This is a genomic window from Micromonospora arborensis, assembly GCF_003205615.1.
In the GTDB taxonomy this organism is placed as follows: Bacteria; Actinomycetota; Actinomycetes; order Mycobacteriales; family Micromonosporaceae; genus Micromonospora; species Micromonospora arborensis.
In genome coordinates, this window is sequence record NZ_PYBV01000014.1 from 189,352 (window position 1) to 215,819 (window position 26,468).

Consider the following 26,468-nt stretch of genomic DNA (forward strand, 5'->3'; position numbering starts at 1 on the left):
AGCCGGCGTGAGTCCTCGGCACATCCGGCTACTTCGGAAGATAGGGCAGTTAGCGGTCAGAATTGGACAAACAGAACTTATAGCCCGATCTGGGTCATCCAATCGGTGTGGTGCTCAGGCCAGGGCCGACTCGGCAGCGGTCAGGAACGCGTCGTTCTCGGCCGGAGTGCCGATGGTGACCCGGACGCCGTCCCCGGCGAACGGTCGCACGATCACTCCGCGCGCCTCGCACGCCTTGCCGAACGCCACCGCCTGCTCGCCCAGCGGCAGCCAGACGAAGTTGGCCTGGCTCGTCGGCACCTCGGGCACGAACTTGCGCAGCGCCTCGGTGACGCGGTCCCGCTCCGCGACGACCAGAGCGCAGCGGCGCTCCATCTCGGGGACCTGGGTCAGCGCCGCGAGCGCCCCGGCCTGGGCTGCCGTGCTCGTGGAGAACGGGGTCGCCACCTTACGGATCGCGGCGGCCACCACCGGCTGGGCGACCAGCCAACCGATCCGCAGCCCGGCCAGACCCCACGCCTTCGACAGGGTCCGCAACACCGCCACGTTGGGCCGGTCCAGGTAGTCGAGGCCGTTCGGCACCTCCGGGTCGGTGACGAACTCCCGGTACGCCTCGTCGATGACCACCAGCACGTCGTCCGGTACCGAGTCGAGGAACCGGTCCAACTCGGCCCGGCGCAGCGCGGTGCCGGTGGGGTTGTTCGGGTTGCAGACCAGGATCACCCGGGTCCGGTCGGTCACGGCGGCGGCCATCGCCGCCAGGTCGTGCCCGTGCCCGGCGTCGTTGGGCACCCGCACGCTCGTCGCGCCGCTGGTCGCCGCGATGATCGGGTACGCCTCGAAGGACCGCCACGCGTAGAGCACCTCGTCGCCGGGCAGACAGGTCGCCCGGACCAGGTGCTCGGCGAGCGCCACCGACCCGCAGCCGGTGGCGATCCGGTCGGCGTCCACCCCGTACTGCTGGGCGAGCGCGTCACGCAGCGCGACCACACCCATGTCCGGGTAGCGGTGCGAGGCGGTGATCGCCTCGGTGACCGCCTCCACCACGCCAGGCAGCGGCCCGTACGGAACCTCGTTGCTGGCCAGCTTGATGGCTTCCGGCAGGCCCAGCTCGCGAGCCAGGTCGGCGGGGCTGCGCCCGGGCACGTAGTTCGGCAGCGCGTCCAGGTCGGCGCGGGTCAGCCGCAGCGCCGGCTGGTGGCGTCCGGAGTCGGTCATGGGGTGTCTCCCGAGGGCTGGTTGCGGTCGTTCGAGGGGGTGGAACCGGTGTGCTGGGGGACTTCGACGACAACCGTCTGCGCGCGCCTGTCGTGCAGCGCCTGGCGCAGCGGGTGGTTGAAGAGCGGGGAGAGTGCATCGACCAGTTGCAGCACCAGGCCGAGCCCGGCGCAGTACCAGAGCAGGGTCGGCAGGCCCAGCGTGCTCCAGCGGCTCAACGACCGACCGATGCCCAGCGGCTGGTCGGCGGCGATCGGCACCGCCCGGATCCGCATCATCCGCTTGCCGACGGTCTGCCCACCAGCGGCCATGGCGGGCACCTCGTACGCCAGCCAGAGCGCGGTGGCGATCAGCAGGATCACCAGCAAAAGAGACTCGGCCTGCGCGCTGGGAATCGGCAGGCCATCGGCGGAGGTCTCGCCCCGCGAGGCCCGCCGGAAGACCTCCTGCCAGTACGGCGCCCACTCCTGCAGCCAGCGCCAGACGAACCAGCCGTTGGCCACCACGTTCAGGGCGAGGACGAGGGCGAAGTCGATCAGCCGTGCGGTGAGCCGGCGGCCGTAACCGGCCAGCGCGAAGCCATGCGGGCGCGGCTCGGGCGGTCGCATGGACCAGCCCGGGTGACCGGCCGGAGGCGCCCACCCGGGTTGACCACCCTGCGGTCCCCAGCCGGGTTGACCACCCTGCGGTCCCCAGCCGGGTTGACCGCCAGGTGCGCCCCAGCCTGGGCCGTGTCCCGGTTGCGGGCCGTACCCCGGTGGTGGGCCCTGCTGTGGCGGCCAGCCGGACGCGCCGGTCGCCGGGCCAGGGGTGCCCGACGCGGCGGGCGCGGCCGGGGTGACCGGCGCGGGCGGTGGCTCGACCGGTGGTGGGCCGTCGGGCGGGGTGGCGTCGACAGGAATGGGCGCGCCGAGCCAACCCTCGCCGTCCCAGTAGCGCCGGGTCTCGGTGTCGGCGGGGTCGACGTACCAGCCGGGTTGCACACTCACGCCGTCGCTCCGCTTCGCCGCACGACGGCGCGCGGCGCCACCCTGCTGGTCCGCTCCCTGTTCTCGCTCACGAGGACACCTTAACGACGACCGTTGCGGCGAACTTGTCGTGGAGGCACTGCGGCGCGACGCCGCCGACGGCGGGCTGAGGCCCACCGACCGGCGGCGTCGGGTACGACGGAGGCTGCGTCACGCTCGCAAGTGTTACAGGTTGCCGCGGGCTTCCTGCTCCCGCTCGATGGCCTGGAAGAGCGCCTTGAAGTTGCCCTTGCCGAAGCCCAGCGAGCCGTGCCGCTCGATCAGCTCGAAGAAGACGGTGGGGCGGTCCTGCACCGGCTTGGTGAAGATCTGGAGCAGGTAGCCGTCCTCGTCCCGGTCGACCAGGATCTTGCGGGCCTTCAGCTCCTCGATCGGCACCCGCACCTTGCCGATGCGGGCGCGCAGCTCGGGGTCCTCGTAGTACGAGTCCGGAGTGTCCAGGAACTCCACCCCGGCGGCCCGCATCGCGTCGACGCTGGCCAGGATGTCGTTGGTGGCGACGGCGATGTGCTGGGCGCCCGGGCCCTGGTAGAACTCCAGGTACTCGTCGATCTGGGACTTCTTCCGGGCGACCGCCGGCTCGTTGAGCGGGAACTTCACCTTGCGGGTGCCGTTCGCCACGACCTTGCTCATCAACGCCGAGTAGTCGGTGGCGATGTCGTCGCCGACGAACTCCGCCATGTTGGAGAAGCCCATCACCCGCTTGTAGAACTCGACCCACTCGTCCATCCGGCCCAGCTCCACGTTGCCGACCACGTGGTCGACGGCCTGGAAGAAGCGCTTCGGCTGGATGCCGGCATCGATCATCGGCTGCCGGTCCACGATCGGGCCGCGGGCCACGAAGCCGGGCAGGAACGGGCCGGTGTAGCGGGACCGGTCGACAAGCGTGTGCCGGGTGTCGCCGTACGCGGCGATGGCGGCCATCCGGACCGTGCCGTGCTCGTCGCTCACCTCGTGCGGCTCGACGACGCTGGTCGCGCCCTGCGCGATGGCGTGCGCGTACGCGGCGTCCACGTCCGGCACCTCCAACGCGATGTCGCTGATCCCGTCGCTGTGCCGGGCCACGTGCTCGGCGCCGTCGGCGTCCGGGCGCACCACGCCGGTCAGCACGAACCGGGCCGAGCCGCTGGTCAGCACGTACTGGGCGTGGTCGCGGTAGCCCTGCTCGGGGCCGCGGTACGCCACGCAGGTCATGCCGAACGCGGTGGAGTAGTAGTGGGCGGCCTGCTTGGCGTTGCCGACCAGGAAGTGCACGTGGTCGAGGCTGCGGACCGGGAACGGGTCGTGGCTGATGTCGTGGTCGACGGCGCCGATGAGCCGGTCGACGTCGACGTCCTCGGTCGACTGGGGTCGGTCGATCGCCTGGGTCATGGTGGGCTCCCTCGCGTACCGGCCGGCCTGGTGGGCCGCCGTTTGTCGGTTCTTGTGGCGAGGATCGCTGCCCCGGCACCGGGTGGGCAACTGTTAGCAGAAACGCTGGTCAGGTTGCGCATTCGGTATGGTCTTGACCCATGAATGGTGAGCAGAATGTACAGCTCGACGTGCTCGACGTGCGCTTGATCGAACTGCTCGCCGAGGAACCGCGGATCGGGGTGCTGGAGTGCTCCCGTCGGCTCGGGGTGGCCCGGGGCACCGTGCAGGCCCGGCTGGACAAGCTGATCGAGCGGCAGGTCATCGAGGGCTTCGGCCCCGAGATCTCACCGGCCGCGATCGGGTTCGGGGTGACCAGCTTCGTCACCCTGGAGATCAGCCAGCGGCAGGGCCACGACCCGGTCACCGCCCACCTCGCCGCCATCCCGGAGGTGCTGGAGGCGCACACCATCACCGGCTCCAGTGACCTGCTCTGCCGGATCGTGGCCCGCTCCAACACCGACCTGCAACGGGTCATCGACTCGATCGTCTCGTCCGCCGGCATTACCCGGGCTTCGACGATCATCGCCCTGGCCGAGCAGATTCCCTACCGCACGCTGCCACTGGTGCGCAGCGCCGTACGGACCGACGGAAGGGTGCTGTAACACCTCCGAGCCCAGAAAGCGCGGCGACACGGCGGCGCGGGCGTACGGAAGATCCGTGATCGTGGCTACGGTGTGCGGTGTGGCGAAGGGGAGCGTGCGCGGTGGGCTGCTGCTCGGCCTCGCCGTGGTCGTCGCGCTCGCCGCGACCGGCGTGTGGAACCCGTTCCCCGGCCTGTGGGAGTGGGTGGACCGCAGCGAACCCATCTCCGAACCCGACGTGGTCTGGCAGCAACGGGTCGGCGGCACTCCGCGCAGCGTGACCATCGCCGGCGACGCCGTCGTGGTCGAGCAGCGCACCCGGGTCGAGGCCCGCAGCCTGGCGACCGGCACGCAGCTCTGGGAGCGCAAGGCGGACTGGTCGGCGGTCGCCGGCGGCGACCGGGACCCCGTCGTCGCCGTGGGCAAGCTCCTGGTCAAGGGGTACGAGCTGCTCGACCCGGCCACCGGGGCGACCCGGCGACGCGACGACGACGCGGTGGCCGTCTGGACGTACCGCAACCTGCTCCTCGACGCGCGCTGCACGGATGCCACCGACTGCACCCTGAGCGCCTGGGACCCACGCGGCACCGCACCACTCTGGACGGCCTTCCTGCCCGGGGTGCACAGCGGCCTGCTCGCCGACAACCCCGGCCTGCGCGGCACCCGCCGGCTCACCGCCACCCGAATCGACGACGGGGTGGCCGGGGCGGAGCCCGCACCACCGCTGCTCGGCTTCCCGGTCGACGGCCGCGTGCACGTGGTCGACACCGCCACCGGCCGAGTGCTGCAGAACGTCGAGCCCGGCCGGGACGAGCGGCTCTCCGTGGTGGGTGGGCGGATGCTGCGGATCGCCGCCCGTTCCCAGGACGGCACCTGTTACTTCGCCATCTCCGCCCGGGACCCGGCGACCGGGCAGGAGGCCTGGCAGCGGGCCGGAGTCAACCTGCGAACCGCCGGCTCCGCCGGCTGCGTGCAACGTGAAGACCCGCAGGGTGCGCGCAACGTGCTGATCGGCGTCGGCCCGGACGGTCGCGAAGCAGTCGTCGACGGGTACAACGGGCGGCTGCTCTGGGTCGGTGACCCGGGCACCAAGCTGATCGCGGTCGACGACCGCTACGCGGTGTTCCGGGCCGCCGACAAGCGCTCGGTGGTCGCCCGTGAGCTGGGCACCGACCGGGTGCTGTGGACACGGCCCGCCAGCGGCAAGGCCGGTGCCGCGCTCACCCCGTACGCGGCGGTGGTCGCGGACGAGAAGCCGTCCCGGTTGGCCGCTGTGGATCCGCGTACCGGCCGGGAGTTGGCCGTCCTGCGGACCTCGGCGAACGCCCTCGCGGTCGGGTCGCAGGGCATGATCGTCGGTGAGGGGCGCGAGATCGGGTATGTCCGCTTCGGCGCGGCCGGCAGCTCGCCCGCCCGACCGCCCGGCGACGGCGGAAATCCCCGACCGGGCGGCACCGGCCCGGGTGGCGGGCAGAACAACGGCGACTGTGGGCCGAAGGGGGAGCTCTGCCCCGACCCGGACGGCGGCAAGGACGGCTGAGCGGCCAGGACGCCCCCTGAACGAGTTGGCGGCGGAGCGCGGCGTGCCCAGGCGATGAGAGCGGCGTCCCAGGACCAGCCCGGCGGGTGGGAGTGATCGACCGGTCTGCCCTAGGCTTGCCGCTCATGAGCAGTGCCGCCGCATTCTCCTACGCCCCCCTGTTGCCGACCGGCCCCGACCAGACCGACTATCGCCTGGTCACCGACGAGGGTGTGGACGTCGTACACGGGCCGGGCGGCCGCCGGTTCCTCACCGTGGAGCCGGCCGCGCTCACCGCGCTGACCGCCGAGGCGATGCATGACATCGCGCACTTCCTGCGCCCCGCGCACCTGGCTCAACTCCGGGCGATCATCGACGACCCGGCAGCCTCGCCGAACGATCGGTTCGTCGCGCTGGACCTGCTGCGCAACGCCAACATCGCCGCCGGTGGGGTGTTGCCGATGTGCCAGGACACCGGCACCGCGATCGTGATGGGCAAGCGCGGCCGGCACGTGCTCACCGACGGCGCGGACGCCGAGGCCATCTCCCGCGGCGTCTACCAGGCGTACACCAAACTCAACCTGCGCTACTCCCAACTCGCCCCGCTGACCATGTGGGACGAGCGGAACACCGGCAGCAACCTGCCGGCCCAGGTCGAGCTGTACGCCGAGGACCCGGACGGGCACCCCGACGCGTACAAGTTCCTGTTCATGGCGAAGGGTGGGGGCTCGGCCAACAAGTCGTACCTCTACCAGGAGACGAAGGCGCTGCTCAACCCGACGCGGATGATGCAGTTCCTGGAGGAGAAGCTGCGGCTGATCGGCACCGCCGCCTGCCCGCCGTACCACCTGGCCATCGTCATCGGCGGCACCTCCGCCGAGTACGCGCTGAAGACCGCGAAGTACGCCAGCGCGAAGTATCTCGACGCGCTGCCCACCTCCGGCTCGATGAGCGCGCACGGCTTCCGTGACCTGGAGCTGGAGGCGGAGGTGCTGGAGTTGACCCGCAACTTCGGCATCGGGGCGCAGTTCGGCGGCCGGTACTTCTGCCACGACGTGCGAGTGGTCCGGTTGCCCCGGCACGGCGCGTCCTGCCCGGTGGCGATCGCCGTCTCCTGTTCGGCGGACCGGCAGGCCGTCGCGAAGATCACCCCGTCGGGCGTGTGGCTGGAGCGACTGGAAACCGACCCGGCGCGGTTCCTGCCGGACGTCACCGACGATGCGCTCGACGCCGAGCTGGTCGTCCGGGTCGACCTGAACCGGCCGATGGACGAGATCCGCGCCGAGCTGTCCAAGTACCCGGTGAAGACGCGACTGTCGCTGTCCGGCCCGCTGGTGGTGGCCCGGGACATCGCGCACGCCAAGATCGCTGAGCGGCTGGATGCCGGCGAGCCCATGCCGCAGTACCTGCGCGACCACGCGGTCTACTACGCGGGCCCGGCGAAGACCCCCGAGGGCTACGCGTCCGGCTCGTTCGGCCCGACCACCGCCGGCCGGATGGACGCCTACGTGGAGAAGTTCCAGGCCGCCGGTGGCTCGCAGGTGATGCTCGCCAAGGGCAACCGCTCCGGCCAGGTGACCCGATCCTGCCAGCAGCACGGCGGCTTCTACCTCGGCTCGATCGGCGGCCCGGCGGCCCGCCTCGCCCAGGACTGCATCAAGCACGTCGAGGTGCTCGAATACGCGGAGCTGGGCATGGAGGCGGTCTGGAAGATCGAGGTGGAGGACTTCCCCGCCTTCATCGTGGTCGACGACAAGGGCAACGACTTCTTCGCCGAGGTCACCAAGCCGGTGCTCACCGTCGGCCGCCGCTGACTCGACGCGTACCTGAAAAGGGGTGCCGGGCGAATCCGCCCGGCACCCCTTTTTCCGTCGTCTGTGCTTTACCGACATCGGTGCGCCCACCCCGCTGGGGTGGGACGGGCGCGCCGCCCCCGTCGGATGTCGTCACCGACAACCCGGAGCGAGTGTCCGGTGCACCGCTGTCGATCCGCTCTCACATCGCTATCGCCTGACTGAGGCGATCTGTGATCGTCGGACTACTCTGCTCGAAGTTGCGGCACTGAGGCGGGGGAGCAGATGCGGTTCGGGATCCTGGGGCCCCTGCGGGTCGGCGGTGGCGAGTCCACTGTCACCGCTGGTCGCGACCGGATCGTGCTCGCCATGCTGCTGTTGCGGACCGGCCGGCTCGTGCCCGTCGACGAACTGGTCGACGCGGTGTGGGAGGAACGCCCTCCGGTCACCGCGCGAGCCCAGTTGCAGACCTGTGTGTCGCGGTTGCGTCGCCGGTTCACCGAGCTCGGGTTGGCACCGGAGACCATCGTCACCGACCCGGCGGGGTACGGCGTCCGCGTCGCACCGGCCGACCTGGACGCCGAGGTCTTCGCCCGGGGTGTGGAGACGGCTCGTGCCGCCGTCGCGGCCGGGCGCCTGATCGACGCGCGTGCGGAATTCCGCGCTGCCCTGGCTCTCTGGCGGGGGCCGGCGCTCAGCGGCATTTCGAGCCGCAGCGTCCATCGCCGTGCGCACGCACTCGACGAGCAGCGCCTCACCGCGCTGGAGGAGTGCGTCGACGTCGAGCTGCGCCTCGGGCCGGGCGTCGAGTTGATCGACGAGCTCGCCGAGAGCGTCGACCAGCACCCGTTGCGGGAGCGGCTGCGCGGCCAACTGATGCTCGCCCTCTCCTCGGTGGGTCGACAGGCAGACGCGCTCCGGGCCTATCGGGAGGGCCGGCGGCTCTACGCCGAGGAGTTGGGCATCGAACCAGGTGCCGAGTTGCAGGAGTTGCACCAGCGGGTCCTCGCCGGCGACCTGGCTCTGGCGGGTCGGCAGTCCGGACCGACCGCCCCGGTCCGCTCGCTGCCCCGGGCGATCGGCGACTTCACCGGTCGGCAGCACACGCTGGCCCGCCTCGTCAAGGAGGTGGAGGCCGGAGCGCGGATCCAGCTCATCGACGGAATGGCCGGCAGCGGCAAGACCGCGCTCGCGGTGCACGTCGCCACCGCCCTCGCGGCCAACTACCCCGACGCCCAGCTCTACATCGACCTGCACGGGCACAGCGAGCGCACACCGTTGACGCCGGCCGCGGCGGTGGCCACGCTGCTGCGGCAGCTCGGTGTGCCCGCCGAGCGGGTCCCGACGAACCAGGACGACCGGTTGGCGCTCTGGCGCACCGAGTTGGCCGGCCGGCGAGCTGTGGTGGTGCTGGACAACGCCGCCAGCGCCGACCAGGTGACACCACTGCTGCCCAACGGCTCGCACTGCCTGATCCTGATCACCAGCCGTCGTCGGCTGGTCGGCGTCGACGAGGGGCGCCCGTCGTCGCTGCCCGTGCTCGACACCGACGAGGCGATCGAGCTGCTCGGACGGGTGGCCGGTGTCAGCCGGGTGGCGGCGGAGCCGGAGGCGGCCACCGAGGTGGTCCGCCGCTGCGGCCACCTGCCCCTCGCCATCCGGCTGGCCGGTGCCCGGCTGGCGCACCGACCCCGTTGGCGAATCGCCGACCTGGCCGAGCGGCTCAGCACCCGACCGGATCCGTTGGCCGAGTTCGAAGCGGGCGAGCGGTCCGTCGGCCGGGCCTTCGCCCTGTCGTACGCCCAGGTGTCGCCGACCGCGCAGCGCACGTTCCGGCTGCTGGGCCTGCACCCGGGGGTACGCTTCGACAACTCGGTCGCCGCCGTGCTCGCCGAGCTGCCCCTGCCCGAGGCGCAGGATCTGCTGGACGAGTTGGTCGACGCGCACCTCGTGGAGGAGGCGGAGCCGGGCCGTTACCGGCTGCACGACCTGGTCCGGGAGTACGCGCGGACGCTGGTTGCCGAGCCGGAGCGAGCAGTCGAGCGACGGGACGCCATCGGGCGCCTGCTCGACCACCACCTGCACGTCGCCACGGCGATCGCCCGCGAGAGGGAGCTGACCTCGGCCCATTCGCTGATCGTGGTGACGGCGCCGATCCGCGCCGACCTGGTCACGATCGTCGCTGAGCAGGGGCGTGCCTGGCTGGACGAGAACCTAGCCATGTGGACTGCCCTGGTGCGGTTGGCGGAGACCGAGGGGTTCCTCCGCTACTGCTGGCAGTTGGCGAGGGCCTGCTGGCACGCACAGTTCGAGGGCGGTCGCCTGGACGAGTTGATCGAGACGCACTCCGCTGGTCTGCGTGCCGCCGAGAAGCTGGGTGACGACAGGGCGGTGGCGACGATGCTCAACTATCTCGCCTCTGCCTACTACCGGCTGGGGGACTTTCCGGAGTCGATCCAGTTGATGGAGAGGGCGCTCGACATCTTCCACCGGCTCGGTCTGCGCCGCGAGTTCCGTAACACTCTGGGCAATCTGGGCACCTCGTACGCCGTCAACTTCCAGTTCCGTCGGGCCCGGGAATGCTACGAAGCCGCTCGGGCGCTGGCGACGCGGATGCGCGACAAGTCCGCGCTGGCGAACGAACTCAACAACCTGACAATGACCCTGCTGCTGTGGGGCCGACTCGACGAGGCACTGCGCACCGCCCGGCGGCACCTGGGGATCGCCCGCGAGGTTGGCGACCTGCGCCGGATCGGCAACGCACTCGGGCACCTCGGGATGATCAGGCACCGGATGGGCGACGTGGGACCGGCCAGCCGGCTGCTGAGGGTGGCGCTGCGCGTCAAGCGACAGGTGAGTGCCCGGTTCGGTGAGGGCGAGGTGTTGAACGAGATCGGGATGATGGAACGGGAGGCCGGCCGCCCGGAACGCGCTGCCGATCTGCACCGGGCGGCGCTCGTCGCGATGACCGAGGTGGGGGACCGCCCTGCCCAGTGCGGCTCACGCAACCTGCTGGCCCGTGCAATCCTGGACCAGGGGGACACGACCAGCGCGCTCGACCTGTACCGCCGGGTCCTGGCCGACACCACCAGGCTGAGTATTCGCTACGAGAGGGCCCGGGCGTTGGAGGGCATCGCGCGCTGCCTGGCTCCCACCGATCCGGCCGTGGCGCGTGAGCACGCGACCCGGGCGCTGTCCCTGTACCGGCAGATCGAGTCGCCGGACCAGCACGAGGTGGAACGCCTGCTCACCGAGTTGGGCTGACGGATCATCTGCGAGGCCGCGCCGGGCGCGGCAGGATGGTACGCGTGACGACTCCTGAGGCGACCGGTTACCGCATCGAACGCGACTCGATGGGCGAGGTGGAGGTGCCCGCCGAGGCGCTGTGGCGGGCACAGACCCAGCGCGCGGTGCAGAATTTCCCGATCTCCGGCCGGGGCCTCGAGCCGGCCCAGATCAAGGCCCTCGCACAGATCAAGGGCGCTGCGGCCGAGGTCAACGGTGAGCTGGGCGTGATCGACGCCAACGTGGCCGCCGCCATCGCGGCCGCCGCCGCACACGTGGCCGACGGCGGCTACGACGACCAGTTTCCGGTGGACGTGTTCCAGACCGGTTCGGGCACCTCGTCGAACATGAACGCCAACGAGGTGATCGCCGCCCTGGCGACCCGGGAGCTGGGCCGGGACGTGCACCCCAACGACCACGTCAACGCCTCCCAGTCCAGTAACGACATCTTCCCGTCCTCCATCCACCTGGCCGCGACCCAGTTCATCGTGGAAGATCTGCTGCCGTCGCTGGCCCACCTGGCGTCGGCGCTGGAGGCCAAGTCAGCCGAGTTCGAGACGGTGGTCAAGGCCGGGCGTACCCACCTGATGGACGCCACCCCGGTCACCCTGGGGCAGGAGTTCGGCGGGTACGCGGCCCAGGTCCGCTACGGCGTGGACCGGCTGGAGGGCGCGCTGCCCCGGCTGGCTGAGCTGCCACTGGGCGGCACCGCCGTGGGCACCGGGATCAACACGCCGCTCGGCTTCGCCGCCGCGGTGATCGGCAAGCTGCGCGAGTCGACCGGGCTGCCGTTGTCCGAGGCGCGCAACCACTTCGAGGCGCAGGGTGCCCGGGACGCGCTGGTGGAGACCTCGGGCCACCTGCGGACCGTGGCGGTCGGCCTTTACAAGATCGCCAACGACATCCGCTGGATGGGTTCCGGCCCCCGCGCCGGCCTACGCGAGCTGCGCATCCCCGATCTGCAGCCCGGCTCGTCGATCATGCCGGGCAAGGTCAACCCGGTGGTCGCCGAGGCGATGCGGCAGGTGTGCGCGCAGGTGATCGGCAACGACGCGACAGTCGGTTTCGCCGGTTCGCAGGGCGACTTCGAGCTGAACGTCATGCTCCCCGTGATGGGCCGCAACCTGCTGGAGTCGATCCGGCTGCTCTCCGCGGTGAGCCGGCTGTTCGCCGACCGGCTGGTGGCCGGCCTGGTCGCGGACGCCGAGGTCTGCCTGGCGTACGCCGAAGGTTCGCCGTCGATCGTCACCCCGCTGAACCGCTACCTGGGGTACGACGAGGCCGCCTCGATCGCCAAGGAGGCGCTGGCCAAGCAGACCTCCATCCGCGAGGTGGTGATCTCCCGGGGGCACGTCGACTCCGGCAAGCTCACCGAGACCCAGCTCGACGAGACGCTTGACCTGCTCCGGATGACCCACCCCTGACCGGTGCCGCCCAGCCCAGGAACCGGATGAAGAGCGCTGCGGGGTCCGGGCCGTCGTGCGGGTTGAGCCGGTAAAGGTCGGCGGCTGCGTCGTGCAGGACCGTGCAGAGGTAGATGCTCAACGCGATCTGATCGTCGGCGTACTCCTGACGGAGGTTGAGTCGGGCGACCGGGCACGGCCAGGGCCCGGCGCAGACCCGGCAGAGCCAGAGCGGACGCAGTGGCAGGTGCGGCCGCCGTTGCGGCGTGGTGCGGTCCTCCGGGGCGGTCCGGGTCATGAGGCGGCCTTTCTGTTGGGCTGAATCGTTTTGCGTCATCACCCCCGCGCGCCCTCGGCGGTGGGACGGCCCCGGTGGTGGGACGGCCTCGGGCGGTGGGCGGGCTCGGGGCTGGGACCGCCCCGGTTGATCGACACCAGGTCGGCGACGTGGCGGTGTCGCGCCCGTCGGGTTACCCCCATATCGGCGAGCTGGAGTGGATCAACCCGCCTGGACACTGTCGACGTGGCCGCCTGGGCGGGGGCGGTCCCGTGCGGTGCCGACCGGCCCGGGGGACGGGAGACGGCTCCGCACTTCACAGTCTGGTGATCGGGCGACTACGGTCGGAAGGGTTTGGGCCCGTCGTCGTAGCCGCCCTGTTCCGGGTGGCAGCGCCGCTGGTGGCCGACTGGAGTTGATCGTCGGCGGGGTGGAGGGCGGCACAACGTGGCCGATGGACAGATGACGGCAGCGGCGTTCCTGATCGCGGAGCTGCGGCGAGCGCGGGTCCGGCGGGGCTGGAGCCAGGACGAACTGGCCAAGGCGGTCAACTACTCGGCGTCGATGGTCAGCGCCGTCGAGCTGGGCCAGCAACCGCCCACCGGGAAGTACCTGGAACTCGTCGACCGGGCACTGGAGACCGGCGGCCTCTTCGGCCGCATGTCCACCGAGCTGGTCAGCCTCGACAAGGCCCAGGTCTGGCTGCGCGGCTGGCGCGCGATCCTCGCGGAGGCCCGAGCACTGCGGTGGTTTGATCCGTTGCACGTTCCCGGGCTGCTGCAAACCGAAGGTTATGCCCGCGCCATCTTCGAATCAGACAGGCTGCTCGACGCCGATGAGGTTGAGCGGCGGTTGACCGACCGGATGGACAGCCAGCAGGTTCTCTACGCGGACCGACCGCCGCACCTCGTCGCCGTGCTCGACGAGTCGGTGCTGCGGCGACGCGTCGGCGGTCGGAAGATGATGTGCGAGCAGGCGGTGCACCTGGCGCGGTTGGCGACCGAGCATCCGCGCGTTCAACTGCATGTCGTGCCTCGCTCGGCCGAGGAGTATCCGGGCCTCAACGGACCGTTCATCCTCGCCACCGTCGCCGACCACAGCGACCTTGCCTACCTCGGTGGTCAGATCGGTGGTCAGGAGCTTGACCGGCCAGCGGATTTGCTCCGTCTACAGCGGACTTGGGAGGCTACTCTCGGCCAGGCGTTGCCACCACAGGAGTCGATTGAGTTGCTGAGGGAAGTGGCGGAGTCGTGGAGTTGACCCGAGCCCGGTGGCGAAAGAGCAGCCGCAGCGGTTCCAACGACCAGTGTGTCGAGGTGGCGACGAATCTCGGGGATGTGGTCGGGGTGCGAGACAGCAAGGACCCGGACGGGCCCGTGCTCGTGGTCGACGCGTACTCCTGGCGGTTCTTCGTGGTCGCGCCCCCGCGCTGACGCGACCGCCTCACGCGCGGCGGCGGCCGGGGTTCCCCGCGCAACTTCAGGGAAGTTGCTGCCTCAGCGCGCACTGAGGCAGCAACTTCCCTGAACCTGCGCGGATCTTGGCGGTCCGGGTAAATCGTTCGACGGGGTTTTGGGTGGGACGGATGATCCGTCCTATGGGTGGAGATCCGGTGGGGACCGAGCGGCTGCGGTTGCGGCGGCTGACCACGGCGGACGTGGGCGCGCTTGTCGAGCTGGACAGCGATCCCGAGGTGATGCGTTTCCTCAGTGGTGGTGTCGCCACCGGGCTGGCCACGGTCCGCGACGAGCAGTTGCCGCGGCTGTTGGCCGGGTACGACCGGCACCCCGGGCTGGGTCGCTGGGCAGCGCTGGACCGGGAGACCGGCGACTTCCTGGGCTGGTTCGCGCTCGACCCGTCGGCGGACGGCACCGAGGCCGAACTGGGCTACCGGCTGCGCCGCTCGACGTGGGGGCGCGGGCTGGCCACCGAGGGTTCCCGGGCGCTGGTCCGCCACGCCTTCGACACCGTTGGGGTGCGTCGGGTCTGGGCCGAGACGATGGCGGTCAACGAACGCTCCCGGCGGGTGATGACCAAGGCCGGACTGCACTACGTGCGTACCTTCCACCTGCAGTGGGACGACCCGATCCCGGGCACCGAGCACGGCGAGGTGGAGTACGAGTTGCGGGCTGAGGAGTGGGCAGCCGGTCAGGAGCGACCGGCCGCCCGACGGGCGCGGTAGGCGGTCACCGCGGCACGGTTGCCGCAGCCGGCCTCGCAGAACCGCCGGGACCGGTTGCGGGACAGGTCGATGACGACGTTGTCGCAGTCCGGGTACTCGCAAATCCGCAGCCGGCTCAGCTCACGCGCGCGGACCAGGTCGGCCATGGCCATGGCCGCCTCCACCGCGATCCGGGTGGCCAGCGGCGCGTCGCGGGGCACGGCATGCAGGTGGTACGGCTCGTCGTCGTGCTCGATGAGCTGGGGCAGCGCCCGGTGTTCGAGCAGCAGACCGTTGACCAACGCGACGATCTCGGGCGGCTCGGCGTACCAGATGCGGCGCAACTGGGGCCGCAGCTCCCGGACGGCGCGCAATTCGGCGTCGGTCCGTTCGTGCCGCCCGCTGTAGGCGTGCCGGACGAAGAACGCGTCCAGCGCGGCGATGTCGGGCAGTAACTCGCCGTCCCGCCCCGCCGTGTTGACCAGTGCGGCGGCGGCGATCAGCGAACATTCGGTGTCATGAGCGAAAAGCAACTTGACTCCTGTCACAGGGGCCGCCTAGCGTCATTGGTACAAGGATAGTTTGCTCATGACACGGTGCCGTCCCGAGGAGCGCGACATGCACTCACGACCTGCCGCCGGCGCCGCGTTGGCGCTGCTCTCCGCAGTCACCTTCGCCACCTCGGGCACCTTCGCGCGATCGCTCATCGATGCCGGCTGGTCGGCGGAGGCCGCGGTGATCGCCCGGGTCGGCATCGCCGCCCTGGTGCTGGCGATCCCCGCCCTGCTGTCGCTGCGAGGCAGGTGGCAGGTGCTGCGGAGCAACGCCACGGCCATTGGGCTGTTCGGGCTCCTCGGGGTGGCGCTGGCCCAGGTCTGCTTCTTCAACGCCGTGCGCTACCTGCCGGTCGGTGTGGCGCTGCTGCTGGAGTACCTGGGCATCATCCTCGTCGTGGGCTGGATGTGGCTACGGCACGGGCAGCGGCCCCGCCGGCTCACCGTCGCCGGATCGGTGGCCGCCCTGGCCGGGCTCACCTTCGTGCTGGACCTCGCCGGAACCGCCGACTTCCACCCGGTGGGCGTGCTCTGGGGGCTGGGCGCGGCCTTCGGCCTGGCCGGCTACTTCGTACTCGCTGGCCGGGTCGATCACCGACTGCCCTCGGTCGCCATGGCCAGCGGAGGAATGGCCGTCGGCGCCGCCGTGCTGCTCCTCATCGGGCTGACCGGTCTGCTGCCGCTGCACGCCACCTTCGGCGAGGTCACCTTCGCCGGGCAGCCCACCACCTGGCTGTTGCCCATCGCCGGGCTGTCGCTGGTGGCCGCCGTCATCGCGTACCTGGCCGGGATCGCCGGCACCCGGATCCTCGGCCCCCGGCTGTCGTCGTTCGTCGGGCTGACCGAGGTGCTCTTCGCGGTGCTGATCGCCTGGCTGTTCCTGGACGAACTGCCCACCGGCTGGCAGCTGTTCGGCGGCGGGTTGATCGTCGCCGGGGTCGCGCTGGTGCGCCTCGACGAACTGCGCGGAACTCCGTCGACGTCCGATCCCGTCCCGTCCGAACCCGCGCTGGCGTCCCGGCCTTGATCGACTCCAGGTCGCCGATGTGGCGGTTTCCGGGTCGGCGGATGGCCCCAGGTCGGCGAGATGGAGTCGATCAAGGCTAGCGGTGATCAACGGCGCCAGCCGCGAGAGATCAGGGCCGACCGGACCTCGCTCAGCACGGCCGGAAAGTCGTTCTGTAGTCGTCGGCTGGTCACGTGCAACACCAGCCAGCCCGCACCGACGAGGAGGTTGAGCCGTCGACGGTCCCGGTGCAGTTGCTCGGGGTCAGAGTGCCAGCGGCCGTCGTACTCCACGGCCACCCGAAACTCGGGCCAGGCCAGATCGGGGTGGAGCACGAGCCCATCGGCCAACTGGATCGGGTGTTGGGCAACCGGCCGGGGTAGCCCGCCCAGCACCAGACGTACGCGTAGGTGCGACTCGGGCGGCGATTGCGCGCCCGGATCGGCCAGGTCGAAGATCCAGCACGCCCGCCGGCCACCCGGCCGGTCCGCGTTGGTGGTGCGGACGGTGGTCAGCGCCGCCCGGGTGGTCAAACCGCTCGCGAGCAGCGAGTCGACGATAGCGACGGCGCGTAGCGGGTCCAACCAGGCTGCTGCCTCCCACGCCGCCGAGGCCGGATCCGTTCGGCCGAGCGGGGGGATGCACCGCGTGCCCGGCTGGGCAGCGACCAAGGCGGATGGCCGCGCGTCGGCAACCACACCAGAGGTCGGGGTGGCAGGGGTGTCGGCTCCTGCCAGGTGTACGCGTAGGCCGCGCTGCGAGTCGACGCGGCCGACCCTCGGCACCAGGACGTGCACGTCATCGTCGAAGCCTGCGGCATGTTCGATGCCGTGCAGGTAGGCCGACGAGGGACCAGCGATCATCGACCCGGGCGGCAGCCGCAACATCGCGGCACGGCAGGCCAGCTCGTGGTCACGATCGAGGCGGGCGTCGGCGTACACGTCGTGCCGGAGGCGGACCCAGGACGATCCGCGTAGCTGATGTCTGGTGACCAGGCCTCGTCGGATCACGTCGGAACCGCGGAAGACCTGCCAGGCCAGGGCAGGAGGTCGGTGTGGGTGAGGAGGCATGCGACCAGACTCGGACTGCCGGCGTGGCGACCGATACCCCTGTGGACAACGCCGGGAGAGCGCTCGGCGGGCGCCTGTGGATGACCGCCAGCCGCCGGATCAGAGTGCTATAAAGCGAGATCATCACCAGGTCGGCGTTGTGGCGCTATCGATCAGCGAGGATGCCGCAACCTCGGCGATCTGGTTTTGATCAAGCCTGGTTGGTGGACTGGGGTCAGCTGAGCGCGGTGGTGATGGCTGTGGCGGCGGCGAGGACCTGGGGGCCGATCGTGTCGACGTCCAGCGGGGCGAGCGCGACCACGCCGACGCTGGCCTCCAGGCCGGGTACGCCGAGCACCGGTGCAGCCACCCCGTACGCCCCGGCCTGCAACTCTCCGCTGCTGCTTATCGGCTCCGCCACCCCGGCTCGACCAGCCAGGATGGCTCGGCCCGCGGCTCCCCGGTCCAGCGGGTGTCGTGCCCCGGCCCGGTACGCGACGTGGAACGACGTCCAGCTCGGCTCGACCACGGCCAGGGCGACGCCCTCGCCACCCTCGACGACGGTCAGATGCGCGGTCGCGCCGGCCTGCTCGGCGAGGCGGCGTAGCGCGGGCAGCGCACCCTCGGCGAGCAGCGGCTGGGCGCGTCGGGCCAGGTGCAGCAGCCCGGCACCGAGGCGCAGCCGGCCGTCGCCGTCGCGGCGCAGCATGCCGTGCCCGGTCAGCGGGCCGATCAGCCGGTAGACGGCGGCCCGGCCGATGCCGAGTCGGTTCGCCGCCTCGGTGACGGTCAGACCGGCCGGGGCGTCGGCAACCAGGTGTAGCAGCCGCAACCCCCGGTCGAGGGTCTGCGAGGTCTCCGCGCCTCGCCCGGCGACCGCGTCGGCCTGCCCCGCGACCGCGTCGGCCTGCCCAGCGACCGCGTCGGCCTGCCCAGCGACCGCGTCGGCCTGCCCAGCGACCGCGTCGGCCCGCCCGGCGACGGCGTCGGCCTGCCCGGCGACCCCTTTCGCGGGGGTGCTGGGGCTGGCCGGCGGTTCACCGGTGCGTGCGGTCGCATCCACGCCTGGCAGCGTACGACCCGGCACCGGCCGACTCGGACAGGCACGGACAGCTACCCTTGTACGGTGACGCTTCGCCTGTATGACACTGCCACCCGATCGGTGCGGGACTTCGTCCCGCGGGAAGCCGGCAAGGTGGGGGTCTACCTGTGTGGTCTCACCCTCCAGTCGCCGCCGCACATCGGTCACCTTCGCTCCGGCGTCAACTATGACGTCCTGCGTCGCTGGCTGCTGGCCGCAGGCTACGAGGTCACCTTCATTCGCAACGTGACCGACATCGACGACAAGGTTCTGGTCAAGGCAGGCGAGCAGGGTCGACCGTTCTGGTCGATCGCGTACGCCAACGAGTTGCTCCTCGCCGAGTCCTACCGGGCACTGAACGTGCTGCCGCCCACCTATGAGCCGCGCGCCACCGGGCACATCCCGGAGATGCACGAGCTGATCACGAAGTTGATCGCCGACGGGCACGCGTACCCGGCCACCGACGGTTCCGGCGACGTCTACTTCGACGTGGCGTCCTGGCCGGCGTACGGGTCGCTGTCGGGTCAGTCCCCGGACGCGATGCAGTCCGCCGGGGACGCGCCCGACCGGGGCAAGCGGGACCCGCGCGACTTCGCCCTCTGGAAGGGTGCCAAATCGGACGAGCCTGCGGACGCCTACTGGCCGTCGCCGTGGGGGCTGGGCCGCCCGGGTTGGCACATCGAGTGCTCGGCGATGTGCTGGCGGTATCTCGGCCCGGAGTTCGACATCCACGGCGGAGGGCTGGACCTGACGTTCCCGCACCACGAGAACGAGATCGCCCAGTCCCAGGCGGCCGGGTTGCCGTTCGCCCGTTTCTGGGTGCACCACGGGCTGCTCAGCATCGGTGGGGCCAAGATGGGCAAGTCCGCCGGCAACGCGCTCGACCTGGCATACGTGGACTCGCTCGGTGTGCGGCCAGTCGAGCTGCGTTACTACTACGCCGCCGCGCACTACCGCTCGGTGATCGACTACTCGGAGGAATCGCTGCGCGAATCGGCGACCGCGTACCGCCGGATCGAGGGTTTCGTGCAGCGGGCGGCCGAGCGGGTCGGTGCCGGGCAGCTCGGTGAGCTGCCCGAAGGCTTCGTCGCGGCGATGAACGACGACCTCAACACGTCGGCCGCGCTGGCTGTGCTGCAACAGCACATCCGGGACGGCAACACCGCGCTGACCGCTGGCGATGATGTGACCGTCCGCACCACTCTGGCCGTGGTGCGGGCGATGCTGGATATCCTCGGGATCGACCCCCTCAGCCCGGCCTGGACCGGTGGCGGCCGCTCGGATGACCTGCGTGCCGTGGTGGACTCCCTGATCGCGCTGGCCCTGGAGCAGCGCGCGCAGGCCCGGGGCCGCAAGGACTGGGCTGCCGCCGACGCGGTACGTGACCAGCTCAAGCTGGCCGGTGTGGTGGTCGAGGACACCCCCCAGGGCCCCCGTTGGACTATTGGAGAGCAGGACTGATGGCCGGCAACTCGCAGCGCCGTGGCCGGCGACTGACGTCGAAGGCAGGCGCCCCCAAGGGCACCGGCGGCAAGAACAAGGACTCGTTGGCCGGGCGGGGTCGCACCCTGCCCGCGGACGAGCGGCCGTGGCACAAGGGCTACTCGGGCACCGAGAAGCTGCCCCAGCGCACCGCCTGGAAGCAGGACAAGGAGCGCCGCGCGGCGGCCGAGGAGGGGCGTGCCCCCAAGATCGGTCAGCCCGGCAGCAAGGACACCACCTGGGGTCGGGGCGGCGGTCGAGGCGTACCGGTCAGCCGGGGTGCCGCCGCCGGTAGGGGTGCCGCCGGCGGCCGGGGCGGCAAGCCCACCGCCCGGTCCGGCCCTCGGGTCTCGCCGGGGCGTAAGTCCAACCCGAGCAAGGACACCCCGGAGCTGCTGGTCGGGCGCAACCCGGTGCTGGAGGCGCTGCGTGCCCAGGTGCCGGCGACGGCGCTCTACGTCGCCCAGGGCATCGACATGGACGACCGGATCAACGAGATCATCCGGACCGCCGCCGACCGGGGCATCGCCAACCTGGAGATCAGCCGGGCCGAGCTGGACCGGATGACCGGCGGGGTGCTGCACCAGGGTGTCGGGCTGCAGGTGCCGCCATTCGCGTACCAGCCGTTCGAGGACCTGGTCGCCGCTGCCCTGGAGCAGCAGGCCCCGCTGCTGGTCGCGCTGGACGGTGTCACCGACCCGCGCAACCTGGGTGCCGTGATCCGGTCGGCCGCCGCGTTCGGCGCGCAGGGTGTCTTCGTACCGGAGCGGAGGGCCGCCGGGATCACCGCGACCGCCTGGCGGACCAGTGCCGGCGCGGCCGCGCGGGTGCCGGTGGCGCAGGTGACCAACCTGACCCGGTCGCTGAAGGCGTGCCGGGACGCCGGCTTCATGGTGGTCGGCCTGGACGCCGACGGCGACACCGACCTGTACGACCTGGAGGCCGCGGTCGGTCCGCTGGTGGTGGTGGTCGGTTCCGAGGGTCGCGGGCTGTCCCGCCTGGTCGGGGAGACCTGCGACCTGACCGTCAGCATTCCGATGATCTCCGAGGTGGAGTCGCTCAACGCCAGCGTGGCCGCTGCGGTCACCCTGGCCGAGGTCGCCCGCCGGCGCTCCGTCGAGCTGTAAACACGTCGACGAGGCTCCTTCCCGGCTCCGGGAGGGGGCCTCGTCGTTTGTCTAGATCTGGTGGGTCCAGGCGACGAAGAGCAGCGCACCGGCCAGCGCCATCAGCAGGGCGGTCGGGATCAGCCAGAGCGGCCCCCGCTCCCCGTCGAGACGTCGGGTCAGCCGCTGGTGCACGGCCGCGATGCCGATCAGGGCGGCCAGCCCGGCGGCGGACAGCGGCAGGCCGACGAGGAAGTGCGCCAGCCACGCGCCGGCCCGGGTCGGACCACCCCAGGAATGGTCGTACGGTCCGGAGTCCACGACGCCGTACAGCACGCCGCGCAGCACCATCAGCAGTTCGACGCCGAGTGGCAGCAGGGCCACGGCACCGAGGAGCAGGCTGAGCAGCGCGTGGCCGAGCACCGCGAAGATGCCGGGCCGGCGAGCCGGCACGCTTGTCGGTGGCATCCCGAGCAGACCGGTGCGCAGGGACCGCCAACGGGCGGCGGCCGCGCCGGCCCCGCCCACCGGGGCCGTCACCAGTGCGAGCAGGGCGACCGGGATCAGCGTCGCGCAGTAGACGAGGCTACGGCCGGCCAGGCGACCCATCCGGTACGGCAGTGAACGCCCGGTCGACCGGGCGGCGGAGTTGGCGGGGTTGGCGGTAACGGCTGGCACGGCGTCTCCTCGGTTCGGGTCACCGTGACCGTACGAGCGCGGCCTGCCGTGCCGAGTCACCCCGGAGAGCCACCTTCGCGCTGGCTCCACGGGGTGAAACACCCGCCGGGGTACGACGACAGGGGCGGCCCGCCGAAGCGGACCGCCCCTGTCAACCAGGCGTTACGTCAGATCCGGCCACCGGTGCTGGCGTGGAAGACGTGGCTGCGGCCGGTACGCGGCTTGACGAACACGGTGTCACCCATGTTCGGCATGTTGCGCCGATCGGTGCGGACGACGAAGCGCTCCGAGTTGCCACCCAGCGCGGCGTGGCCGTAGACGTTGGCGTCCGAGCCGAGGTCCTCGACCAGCTCGACCACGACCGGCATGCCGCCCTCGGTCGGGCTGACCAGGTCGCAGTCCTCCGGGCGGAAGCCGACGGTCACCTTGCCGTCGCCACCCTCGGCGCGGGCCGCCGCGACCTGCTCCCGGGTCAGCGGGATCTGCAGCTCGGCGAACTCGGCACCCTGCTCGTTCAGCGGAACGGTCTTGATGTTCATGGCGGGGGAGCCCATGAAGCCGGCGACGAACACGTTGGCCGGGGTGTCGTAGAGCGCCCGCGGGGTGTCCACCTGCTGCAGGACACCGTCGAGCAGCACCGCGACCCGGTGACCCATGGTCATGGCCTCGACCTGGTCGTGGGTGACGTAGACCGTGGTGACGCCCAGCTTGGCCTGCAGGGATGCGATCTGGGTACGGGTCTGCACACGCAGCTTGGCGTCGAGGTTCGACAGCGGCTCGTCCATGAGGAAGACCTGCGGCTCGCGGACGATCGCCCGGCCCATCGCGACACGCTGACGCTGACCACCGGAGAGCGCCTTCGGCTTGCGGCTGAGGTACTCCTCCAACTGGAGCAGCCCGGCCGCCTCCTTGACCCGCCGGTCGATCTCCGACTTGGAGGTCTTACGCAGCTTGAGGGCGAACGCCATGTTCTCGTACACCGTCATGTGCGGGTAGAGCGCGTAGTTCTGGAAGACCATCGCGATGTCGCGGGCCTTCGGAGGCAGGTGGGTGACGTCACGCTGGTCGATGTAGATCGAGCCGGCGTCGACATCCTCCAGGCCGGCGAGCATCCGCAGGCTGGTGGACTTGCCGCAACCGGAGGGGCCGACCAGGACGAGGAACTCGCCGTCGCCGATCTCGAGGTCCAGCTCGTTGACGGCGGGACGCTCTTGGCCCGGGTAGACCCGGGACGCCTTGGAATAAGTGACGGTAGCCATGGTGAAGCGCTTCCTTTCACCGGCAGGAACGTGCCGGACGATCCGAGTGAAGGAGCGACCGGCACGTGTCCGTGCCGGTCAGCGGACGGCGACTCGGTCGCGGGGGCGCCGAGTTGGTCGTCCGTGTGACTGAACCGTAAACGGGTTTCCCCGCGCTGCCAAGGCGTGAGACCTCTCAACGTGGCCCACGGTCTACTCATTCCGGTCACTCGGGCACGCTCAGACATCAATCGGCGTCCCGCGCGTCGGGTTGATGACGTTTCCCATGCTGGGGAGGCCTCGCGAGCGGGATATCCGGACGTCAGTCGCTATGCTGACGTCGACGCACGCGCCCCTGTAGCTCAGCTGGCCAGAGCACTCGCCTTGTAAGCGAGATGTCGCCGGTTCGATCCCGGCCGGGGGCTCCATATCCACAAGGCTTTTCCCGACCGGCTCTGCCCTGAGTCGACCTGGTTGACAGCAACGCTGACGCTTCGCCGTTCGGATTGCGAAGGGCGGCGGATGGCGTTGCCGGCGGCTCCGCAGAGCGCGCTCACCGCGTCGCGCGGGTGCGCCGCGCGGCGACGTAGCGGCGCATCTTCTCGGTGGTTCCGCAGTCGTCCATGCTGCACCAGCGGCGACTGCGGTTCTTGCTCTCATCGCTGAAGATGAAGCGACAGCCTCCGCAGCCCTTGATTCGGTCCAGCGCTCCCGTGGTGAGCAGTTGGACCGCCGCGTGCACCACCGGCCGTAGGGGTCGGGCAAGCGTGTGGTCATCTCGCCAGACCCACGCGAACGTGCTCCCGCCCGCAAGCTGTGCGTGGCCGAGCGCGTCCGCTTCGTCGTCCCGCAGCCGGGCCAGTGCGGGCGTGCTCGGGGCTCCTCCAGCGGCGATTGGCCGGAACACCTCGTCGAGGTAGTCGCGGGTGCCCAGCGCTCGCGAGAAGGCAGCGCGAGCGCCGTCTGGATCGTTGCGAGACAGCCGCCGTAACGCTGTCGCCTCTGTTTCGGTGAGGGCGCCCGCGTACGTGCCCCAGGCGACCAGCTCCGGATAGCCCGTGAGCACGTCGTCGTCCGAGGGCCCGCTGGGTGGACCGGTGCGGGTGTTGATGAAGTCCAGGGCGAGGTTGCCGCCCACCAGGTGCATCCGCGTGACGTCCTCGACTGTTTCCATCAAAACGCACTTTACCAGTTGACCCCTTCCTGCCGCGTCACTAGCTTGTTTCTGGCATACCTGATTTAGCTGGTAACGGCTGGAGGTCGGATGAACCGCGGGCGAGCAGTGGGAGCATTGATCGGCTTGTCCGGCGGGACCTTCCTCTACACCACCGCCGAGGCGCTGCCGATCGGCCTGCTGCTCCCGATGGCCGCGGATCTCGCCGTCTCACCGTCGCAAGTGGGCACGCTCGTCACCGCGTACGGCGCGGTGGTCGTCGTCGCCTCGATCCCGTTGACGGCGCTGGCCAGGAGGATCCCTCGTCGGCGACTACTGTCAGCGCTCCTGGCAGGCTTCGTCGTCAGCACCGCGACCACGGTGTTCGCGAGCACGTTCGAACTGCTGCTGGCGGCCAGGATGGCAACCGCGGCGACCCACGCGTTGTTCTGGGCGACAGTGGTGCCGGCCGCGGCCGAGCTGTTCCGACCCGGGCTACGCGGGCGGGTGGTCGCGATCGTGTTCGCCGGCGGCAGCGTCGCTCTGGTTCTGGGGGTGCCGGCGGGCACCTGGTTGGGCGAACGAGCCGGCTGGCGGGTGGCGTTCCTGGCGGTGGCCGGCCTCGGCGCGATCGTGCTCGTCGCGGTGGCTTCGCTCCTGCCGTCGACGCCGCCCAATCAGGGCCACGCCGCCCGCGGCGCGACACCCGACGTATACCGCTTCTGGCTGCTGGTCGCGGTGGCCATCCTGACGACCGCCGGTGCCATCGCCGCGTACACCTATGTTGCACTCTTCGTCACCGAGGTCAGCGGGTTCCCCGACTCGTCGGTCGGGGCCATCCTGTTGGCGCGCGGCGTTGCCAGCGTGCTCGGGATCCTCGCTGTCGGAGCGGTGGTGGACCGCAGCCCGTGGCTCACCCTGGTCGCGACCGTCGCGCTGCAGACGGTGGCGCTGCTCGGGCTGTACACGACTGGCCACCGGCCGACGGCTGCCGTGGGTCTCCTCGCGCTGGCCGGACTGGCGTTCGCGGCGTTCACCGCGGTGCTCGGTGGTGTCGTGTTGCAGGTGGCGCCCGGGCGCTCCGACCTTGCCGCCGCCACCGTCTCTGCCGCTGTCAACGTCGGCATCACCGGCGGTGCCCTGGTCGCTGGCCTCGCGCTACCGGGCCACGGCGTGCACAGCACGGTGCTGCTCGGCGCCCTGCTCGGCGTCGTCGCTCTGCTGATCGTCGCCGGTGGCTTCAACCTCCGGCCGGCGAGGCACGGCCAACGGCTGACGGAGGTCCAGGAGGCGCACCAGACGACCGGACGACGGGGTGCCCGGCGGTAGCCTGGGGCCTGGTAGTGGGCGGAGCGGGACGGGGGCAGATGAGTCGCGCGGTGGAGGAGTCGAACCGGGCGATGCTGCGTGCCCGGGACGCCATGGACCGGGCGTACGCCGAGCCTCTGGACATTGCCGCGCTGGCCCGGATCGCGCACGTCTCCGAGGCGCACTTCATCCGTACCTTCCGAGCCACGTTCGGCGAGACCCCGCACCGCTACCTGCAACGCCGCCGGGTGGAGCGGGCGATGGCGTTGCTGGTGGAGACCGCCCGGGACGTGACCGACATCTGCTACGCCGTCGGCTTCGGCAGTCTGGGTACGTTCAGCCGGACGTTCCGGCAGATCGTCGGGGAGTCGCCCTCGGATTTCCGCCGTCACCGCGTCGCGCCGGCAAACGTGCCGTCGTGCTTCACCAAAGCCTGGACGCGACCCAGCAGTTTTGGATAAGCAGCAGGTCACGGCCGGCCTCTAATGTCATGGGCATGACGATGAACGCGATCAGCCGCTCCCAGATCTACGTCCTCGACCAGGACGCCGCGCTTGACTTCTACGTCAACAAGCTCGGCATGGAGGTCAACACCGACCAGGACCTCGGCTTCATGCGGTGGCTGACGGTCAACCTGCCCGGTGACCCGGAGCGGGAGATCCTGTTGGAGAAGCCGGGCCCGCCGGCGCTGGACCCGGCCACCGCCGAGCAGGTCCGGGAGCTGCTCACCAAGGGCGCCCTCGGTGGGTACCTCTTCATCACCACCGACGACGCCCGCAAGACGCACGAGGATCTCGTGGCCAAGGGCGTCGAGATCACCGATGAGCCGACCGAGCGCCCGTACGGGATCGACTTCGGCATTCGGGACCCGTTCGGCAACCGGATCCGTATCGGCCAGATGTTCCCGCGGACGGCGTAGGGGAGCCGACGAAGCCAGGCCCGGACTACCTGGTGTGCGTGGCGGTGACCCGCAGCAGCAGCTTGACCAGCGCTTGCGTGGTCGGCGGCGGTGGTCCGGCGGCCGGGCAGTCGACGTACCCGGTTGCGATGCAGCCCACGGTGAGCCGGTAGTGGAACGCGTCCGCGGTCGAGTTTTCTGGCAATCTTGGACAGTTTCCGTCAGCCGCGAACGGAA

25 protein-coding genes and 1 tRNA gene are annotated in these 26,468 nt (G+C 70.9%); 15 read left to right on the forward strand and 11 right to left on the reverse strand.

Annotation, left to right across the window (positions count from 1 at the left end):
- Positions 1-114: 114 nt before the first annotated feature.
- The 3 genes from hisC to hppD form a co-directional block, all read right to left on the reverse strand.
- Complete coding sequence (gene hisC / locus C7C45_RS12305; RefSeq protein ID WP_110563753.1) at positions 115-1,218, reverse strand: histidinol-phosphate transaminase; 1,104 nt, start codon at positions 1,216-1,218, stop codon at positions 115-117.
- Positions 1,215-2,207 carry an RDD family protein gene (locus C7C45_RS12310; protein WP_110563754.1) on the reverse strand — a complete coding sequence of 331 codons (993 nt, stop codon included), beginning with the start codon at positions 2,205-2,207 and terminating at the stop codon, positions 1,215-1,217. The genes hisC and C7C45_RS12310 overlap by 4 nt, the downstream gene beginning before the upstream one ends.
- A gap of 204 nt (positions 2,208-2,411) precedes the next feature.
- Entirely contained in the window at positions 2,412-3,617 is a 1,206-nt protein-coding gene (hppD, locus tag C7C45_RS12315; RefSeq protein ID WP_110563755.1) for a 4-hydroxyphenylpyruvate dioxygenase, read from the reverse strand.
- A 140-nt stretch (positions 3,618-3,757) separates the two neighbouring features.
- Between hppD and C7C45_RS12320 the strand changes: the two genes are divergently transcribed.
- The 5 genes from C7C45_RS12320 (at position 3,758) to C7C45_RS12340 (ending at position 12,261) form a co-directional block, all read left to right on the forward strand.
- Positions 3,758-4,261 carry an Lrp/AsnC family transcriptional regulator gene (locus tag C7C45_RS12320; RefSeq protein ID WP_110563756.1) on the forward strand — a complete coding sequence of 168 codons (504 nt, stop codon included), beginning with the start codon at positions 3,758-3,760 and terminating at the stop codon, positions 4,259-4,261.
- 70 nt (positions 4,262-4,331) lie between these two features.
- Complete coding sequence (locus C7C45_RS12325) at positions 4,332-5,780, forward strand: outer membrane protein assembly factor BamB family protein (protein WP_425271134.1); 1,449 nt, start codon at positions 4,332-4,334, stop codon at positions 5,778-5,780.
- A 125-nt stretch (positions 5,781-5,905) separates the two neighbouring features.
- On the forward strand, positions 5,906-7,573 hold the full coding sequence (locus C7C45_RS12330; RefSeq protein WP_110563757.1) for a fumarate hydratase: 1,668 nt from the start codon (positions 5,906-5,908) through the stop codon (positions 7,571-7,573).
- 264 nt (positions 7,574-7,837) lie between these two features.
- A complete protein-coding gene (locus C7C45_RS12335; RefSeq protein WP_110563758.1) occupies positions 7,838-10,816 on the forward strand; it encodes an AfsR/SARP family transcriptional regulator in 2,979 nt (992 codons plus the stop codon).
- Positions 10,817-10,851: 35 nt separating this feature from the next.
- Positions 10,852-12,261 (forward strand): class II fumarate hydratase, encoded by a 1,410-nt coding sequence (locus C7C45_RS12340; RefSeq protein WP_208641140.1) that lies wholly within the window; start codon positions 10,852-10,854, stop codon positions 12,259-12,261.
- Here C7C45_RS12340 and C7C45_RS12345 read toward each other — a convergent pair.
- Complete coding sequence (locus C7C45_RS12345) at positions 12,206-12,538, reverse strand: hypothetical protein (protein WP_110563759.1); 333 nt, start codon at positions 12,536-12,538, stop codon at positions 12,206-12,208. The genes C7C45_RS12340 and C7C45_RS12345 overlap by 56 nt on opposite strands.
- 426 nt (positions 12,539-12,964) lie before the next feature.
- Between C7C45_RS12345 and C7C45_RS12350 the strand changes: the two genes are divergently transcribed.
- The 3 genes from C7C45_RS12350 to C7C45_RS12360 all read left to right on the forward strand — a co-directional run bounded on the left by C7C45_RS12350 (position 12,965) and on the right by C7C45_RS12360 (position 14,699).
- The gene (locus tag C7C45_RS12350) at positions 12,965-13,777 is read left to right on the forward strand and encodes a helix-turn-helix domain-containing protein (protein WP_110563760.1); all 813 of its coding nucleotides are present in this window, start codon (positions 12,965-12,967) and stop codon (positions 13,775-13,777) included.
- Positions 13,768-13,950 carry a DUF397 domain-containing protein gene (locus tag C7C45_RS12355; protein ID WP_110563761.1) on the forward strand — a complete coding sequence of 61 codons (183 nt, stop codon included), beginning with the start codon at positions 13,768-13,770 and terminating at the stop codon, positions 13,948-13,950. Before C7C45_RS12350 ends, C7C45_RS12355 begins: the two co-directional genes overlap by 10 nt.
- A gap of 152 nt (positions 13,951-14,102) precedes the next feature.
- Positions 14,103-14,699, forward strand: coding sequence for a GNAT family N-acetyltransferase (locus C7C45_RS12360; RefSeq protein ID WP_244200344.1), 597 nt, complete (start codon positions 14,103-14,105; stop codon positions 14,697-14,699).
- On the opposite strand, the gene C7C45_RS12365 is transcribed toward C7C45_RS12360, so the two are convergent.
- Positions 14,666-15,211 carry a CGNR zinc finger domain-containing protein gene (locus C7C45_RS12365; RefSeq protein ID WP_167454702.1) on the reverse strand — a complete coding sequence of 182 codons (546 nt, stop codon included), beginning with the start codon at positions 15,209-15,211 and terminating at the stop codon, positions 14,666-14,668. The genes C7C45_RS12360 and C7C45_RS12365 overlap by 34 nt on opposite strands.
- An 85-nt stretch (positions 15,212-15,296) precedes the next feature.
- On the opposite strand from C7C45_RS12365, the gene C7C45_RS12370 reads away from it, so the two are divergent.
- On the forward strand, positions 15,297-16,259 hold the full coding sequence (locus tag C7C45_RS12370; RefSeq protein WP_110563763.1) for an EamA family transporter: 963 nt from the start codon (positions 15,297-15,299) through the stop codon (positions 16,257-16,259).
- Positions 16,260-16,345: 86 nt separating this feature from the next.
- Here C7C45_RS12370 and C7C45_RS12375 read toward each other — a convergent pair whose 3' ends face one another.
- Together C7C45_RS12375 and C7C45_RS12380 are read right to left on the reverse strand one after the other, a co-directional pair.
- The gene (locus tag C7C45_RS12375; protein WP_244200345.1) at positions 16,346-17,248 is read right to left on the reverse strand and encodes a DUF559 domain-containing protein; all 903 of its coding nucleotides are present in this window, start codon (positions 17,246-17,248) and stop codon (positions 16,346-16,348) included.
- Between the two features lie 274 nt (positions 17,249-17,522).
- Positions 17,523-18,119 (reverse strand): IclR family transcriptional regulator, encoded by a 597-nt coding sequence (locus tag C7C45_RS12380; RefSeq protein ID WP_110563849.1) that lies wholly within the window; start codon positions 18,117-18,119, stop codon positions 17,523-17,525.
- Positions 18,120-18,413: 294 nt separating this feature from the next.
- Between C7C45_RS12380 and cysS the strand changes: the two genes are divergently transcribed.
- Both cysS and rlmB read left to right on the forward strand, forming a co-directional pair.
- Entirely contained in the window at positions 18,414-19,829 is a 1,416-nt protein-coding gene (cysS, locus tag C7C45_RS12385; RefSeq protein ID WP_110563765.1) for a cysteine--tRNA ligase, read from the forward strand.
- Positions 19,829-20,977, forward strand: a complete 1,149-nt coding sequence (gene rlmB, locus C7C45_RS12390; protein WP_110563766.1) for a 23S rRNA (guanosine(2251)-2'-O)-methyltransferase RlmB — start codon at positions 19,829-19,831, stop codon at positions 20,975-20,977. Before cysS ends, rlmB begins: the two co-directional genes overlap by 1 nt.
- A 51-nt stretch (positions 20,978-21,028) precedes the next feature.
- Here rlmB and C7C45_RS12395 read toward each other — a convergent pair whose 3' ends face one another.
- Positions 21,029-21,634, reverse strand: coding sequence for a hypothetical protein (locus C7C45_RS12395; protein WP_146247312.1), 606 nt, complete (start codon positions 21,632-21,634; stop codon positions 21,029-21,031).
- Positions 21,635-21,801: 167 nt separating this feature from the next.
- Positions 21,802-22,893: an ABC transporter ATP-binding protein gene (locus tag C7C45_RS12400; RefSeq protein ID WP_110563768.1), complete on the reverse strand. Its 1,092-nt coding sequence runs from the start codon at positions 22,891-22,893 to the stop codon at positions 21,802-21,804.
- Between the two features lie 330 nt (positions 22,894-23,223).
- Between C7C45_RS12400 and C7C45_RS12405 the strand changes: the two genes are divergently transcribed.
- Positions 23,224-23,300: transfer RNA gene (locus C7C45_RS12405), tRNA-Thr, on the forward strand.
- A gap of 125 nt (positions 23,301-23,425) precedes the next feature.
- On the opposite strand, the gene C7C45_RS12410 is transcribed toward C7C45_RS12405, so the two are convergent.
- Complete coding sequence (locus C7C45_RS12410) at positions 23,426-24,046, reverse strand: CGNR zinc finger domain-containing protein (protein ID WP_110563769.1); 621 nt, start codon at positions 24,044-24,046, stop codon at positions 23,426-23,428.
- Between the two features lie 126 nt (positions 24,047-24,172).
- Between C7C45_RS12410 and C7C45_RS12415 the strand changes: the two genes are divergently transcribed.
- From C7C45_RS12415 to C7C45_RS12425, 3 genes are read left to right on the forward strand one after another with little or no spacing between them, the layout of a single operon-like run.
- A complete protein-coding gene (locus tag C7C45_RS12415) occupies positions 24,173-25,354 on the forward strand; it encodes an MFS transporter (protein WP_167454703.1) in 1,182 nt (393 codons plus the stop codon).
- Positions 25,355-25,392: 38 nt separating this feature from the next.
- Positions 25,393-25,794 (forward strand): helix-turn-helix domain-containing protein, encoded by a 402-nt coding sequence (locus C7C45_RS12420; protein WP_110563771.1) that lies wholly within the window; start codon positions 25,393-25,395, stop codon positions 25,792-25,794.
- A gap of 35 nt (positions 25,795-25,829) precedes the next feature.
- A complete protein-coding gene (locus tag C7C45_RS12425) occupies positions 25,830-26,252 on the forward strand; it encodes a VOC family protein (RefSeq protein ID WP_110563850.1) in 423 nt (140 codons plus the stop codon).
- Positions 26,253-26,277: 25 nt separating this feature from the next.
- Here the strand turns inward: C7C45_RS12425 and C7C45_RS34025 are convergent, their stop codons facing one another.
- Entirely contained in the window at positions 26,278-26,436 is a 159-nt protein-coding gene (locus C7C45_RS34025; RefSeq protein WP_167454704.1) for a hypothetical protein, read from the reverse strand.
- Between the last annotated feature and the right edge of the window lie 32 nt (positions 26,437-26,468).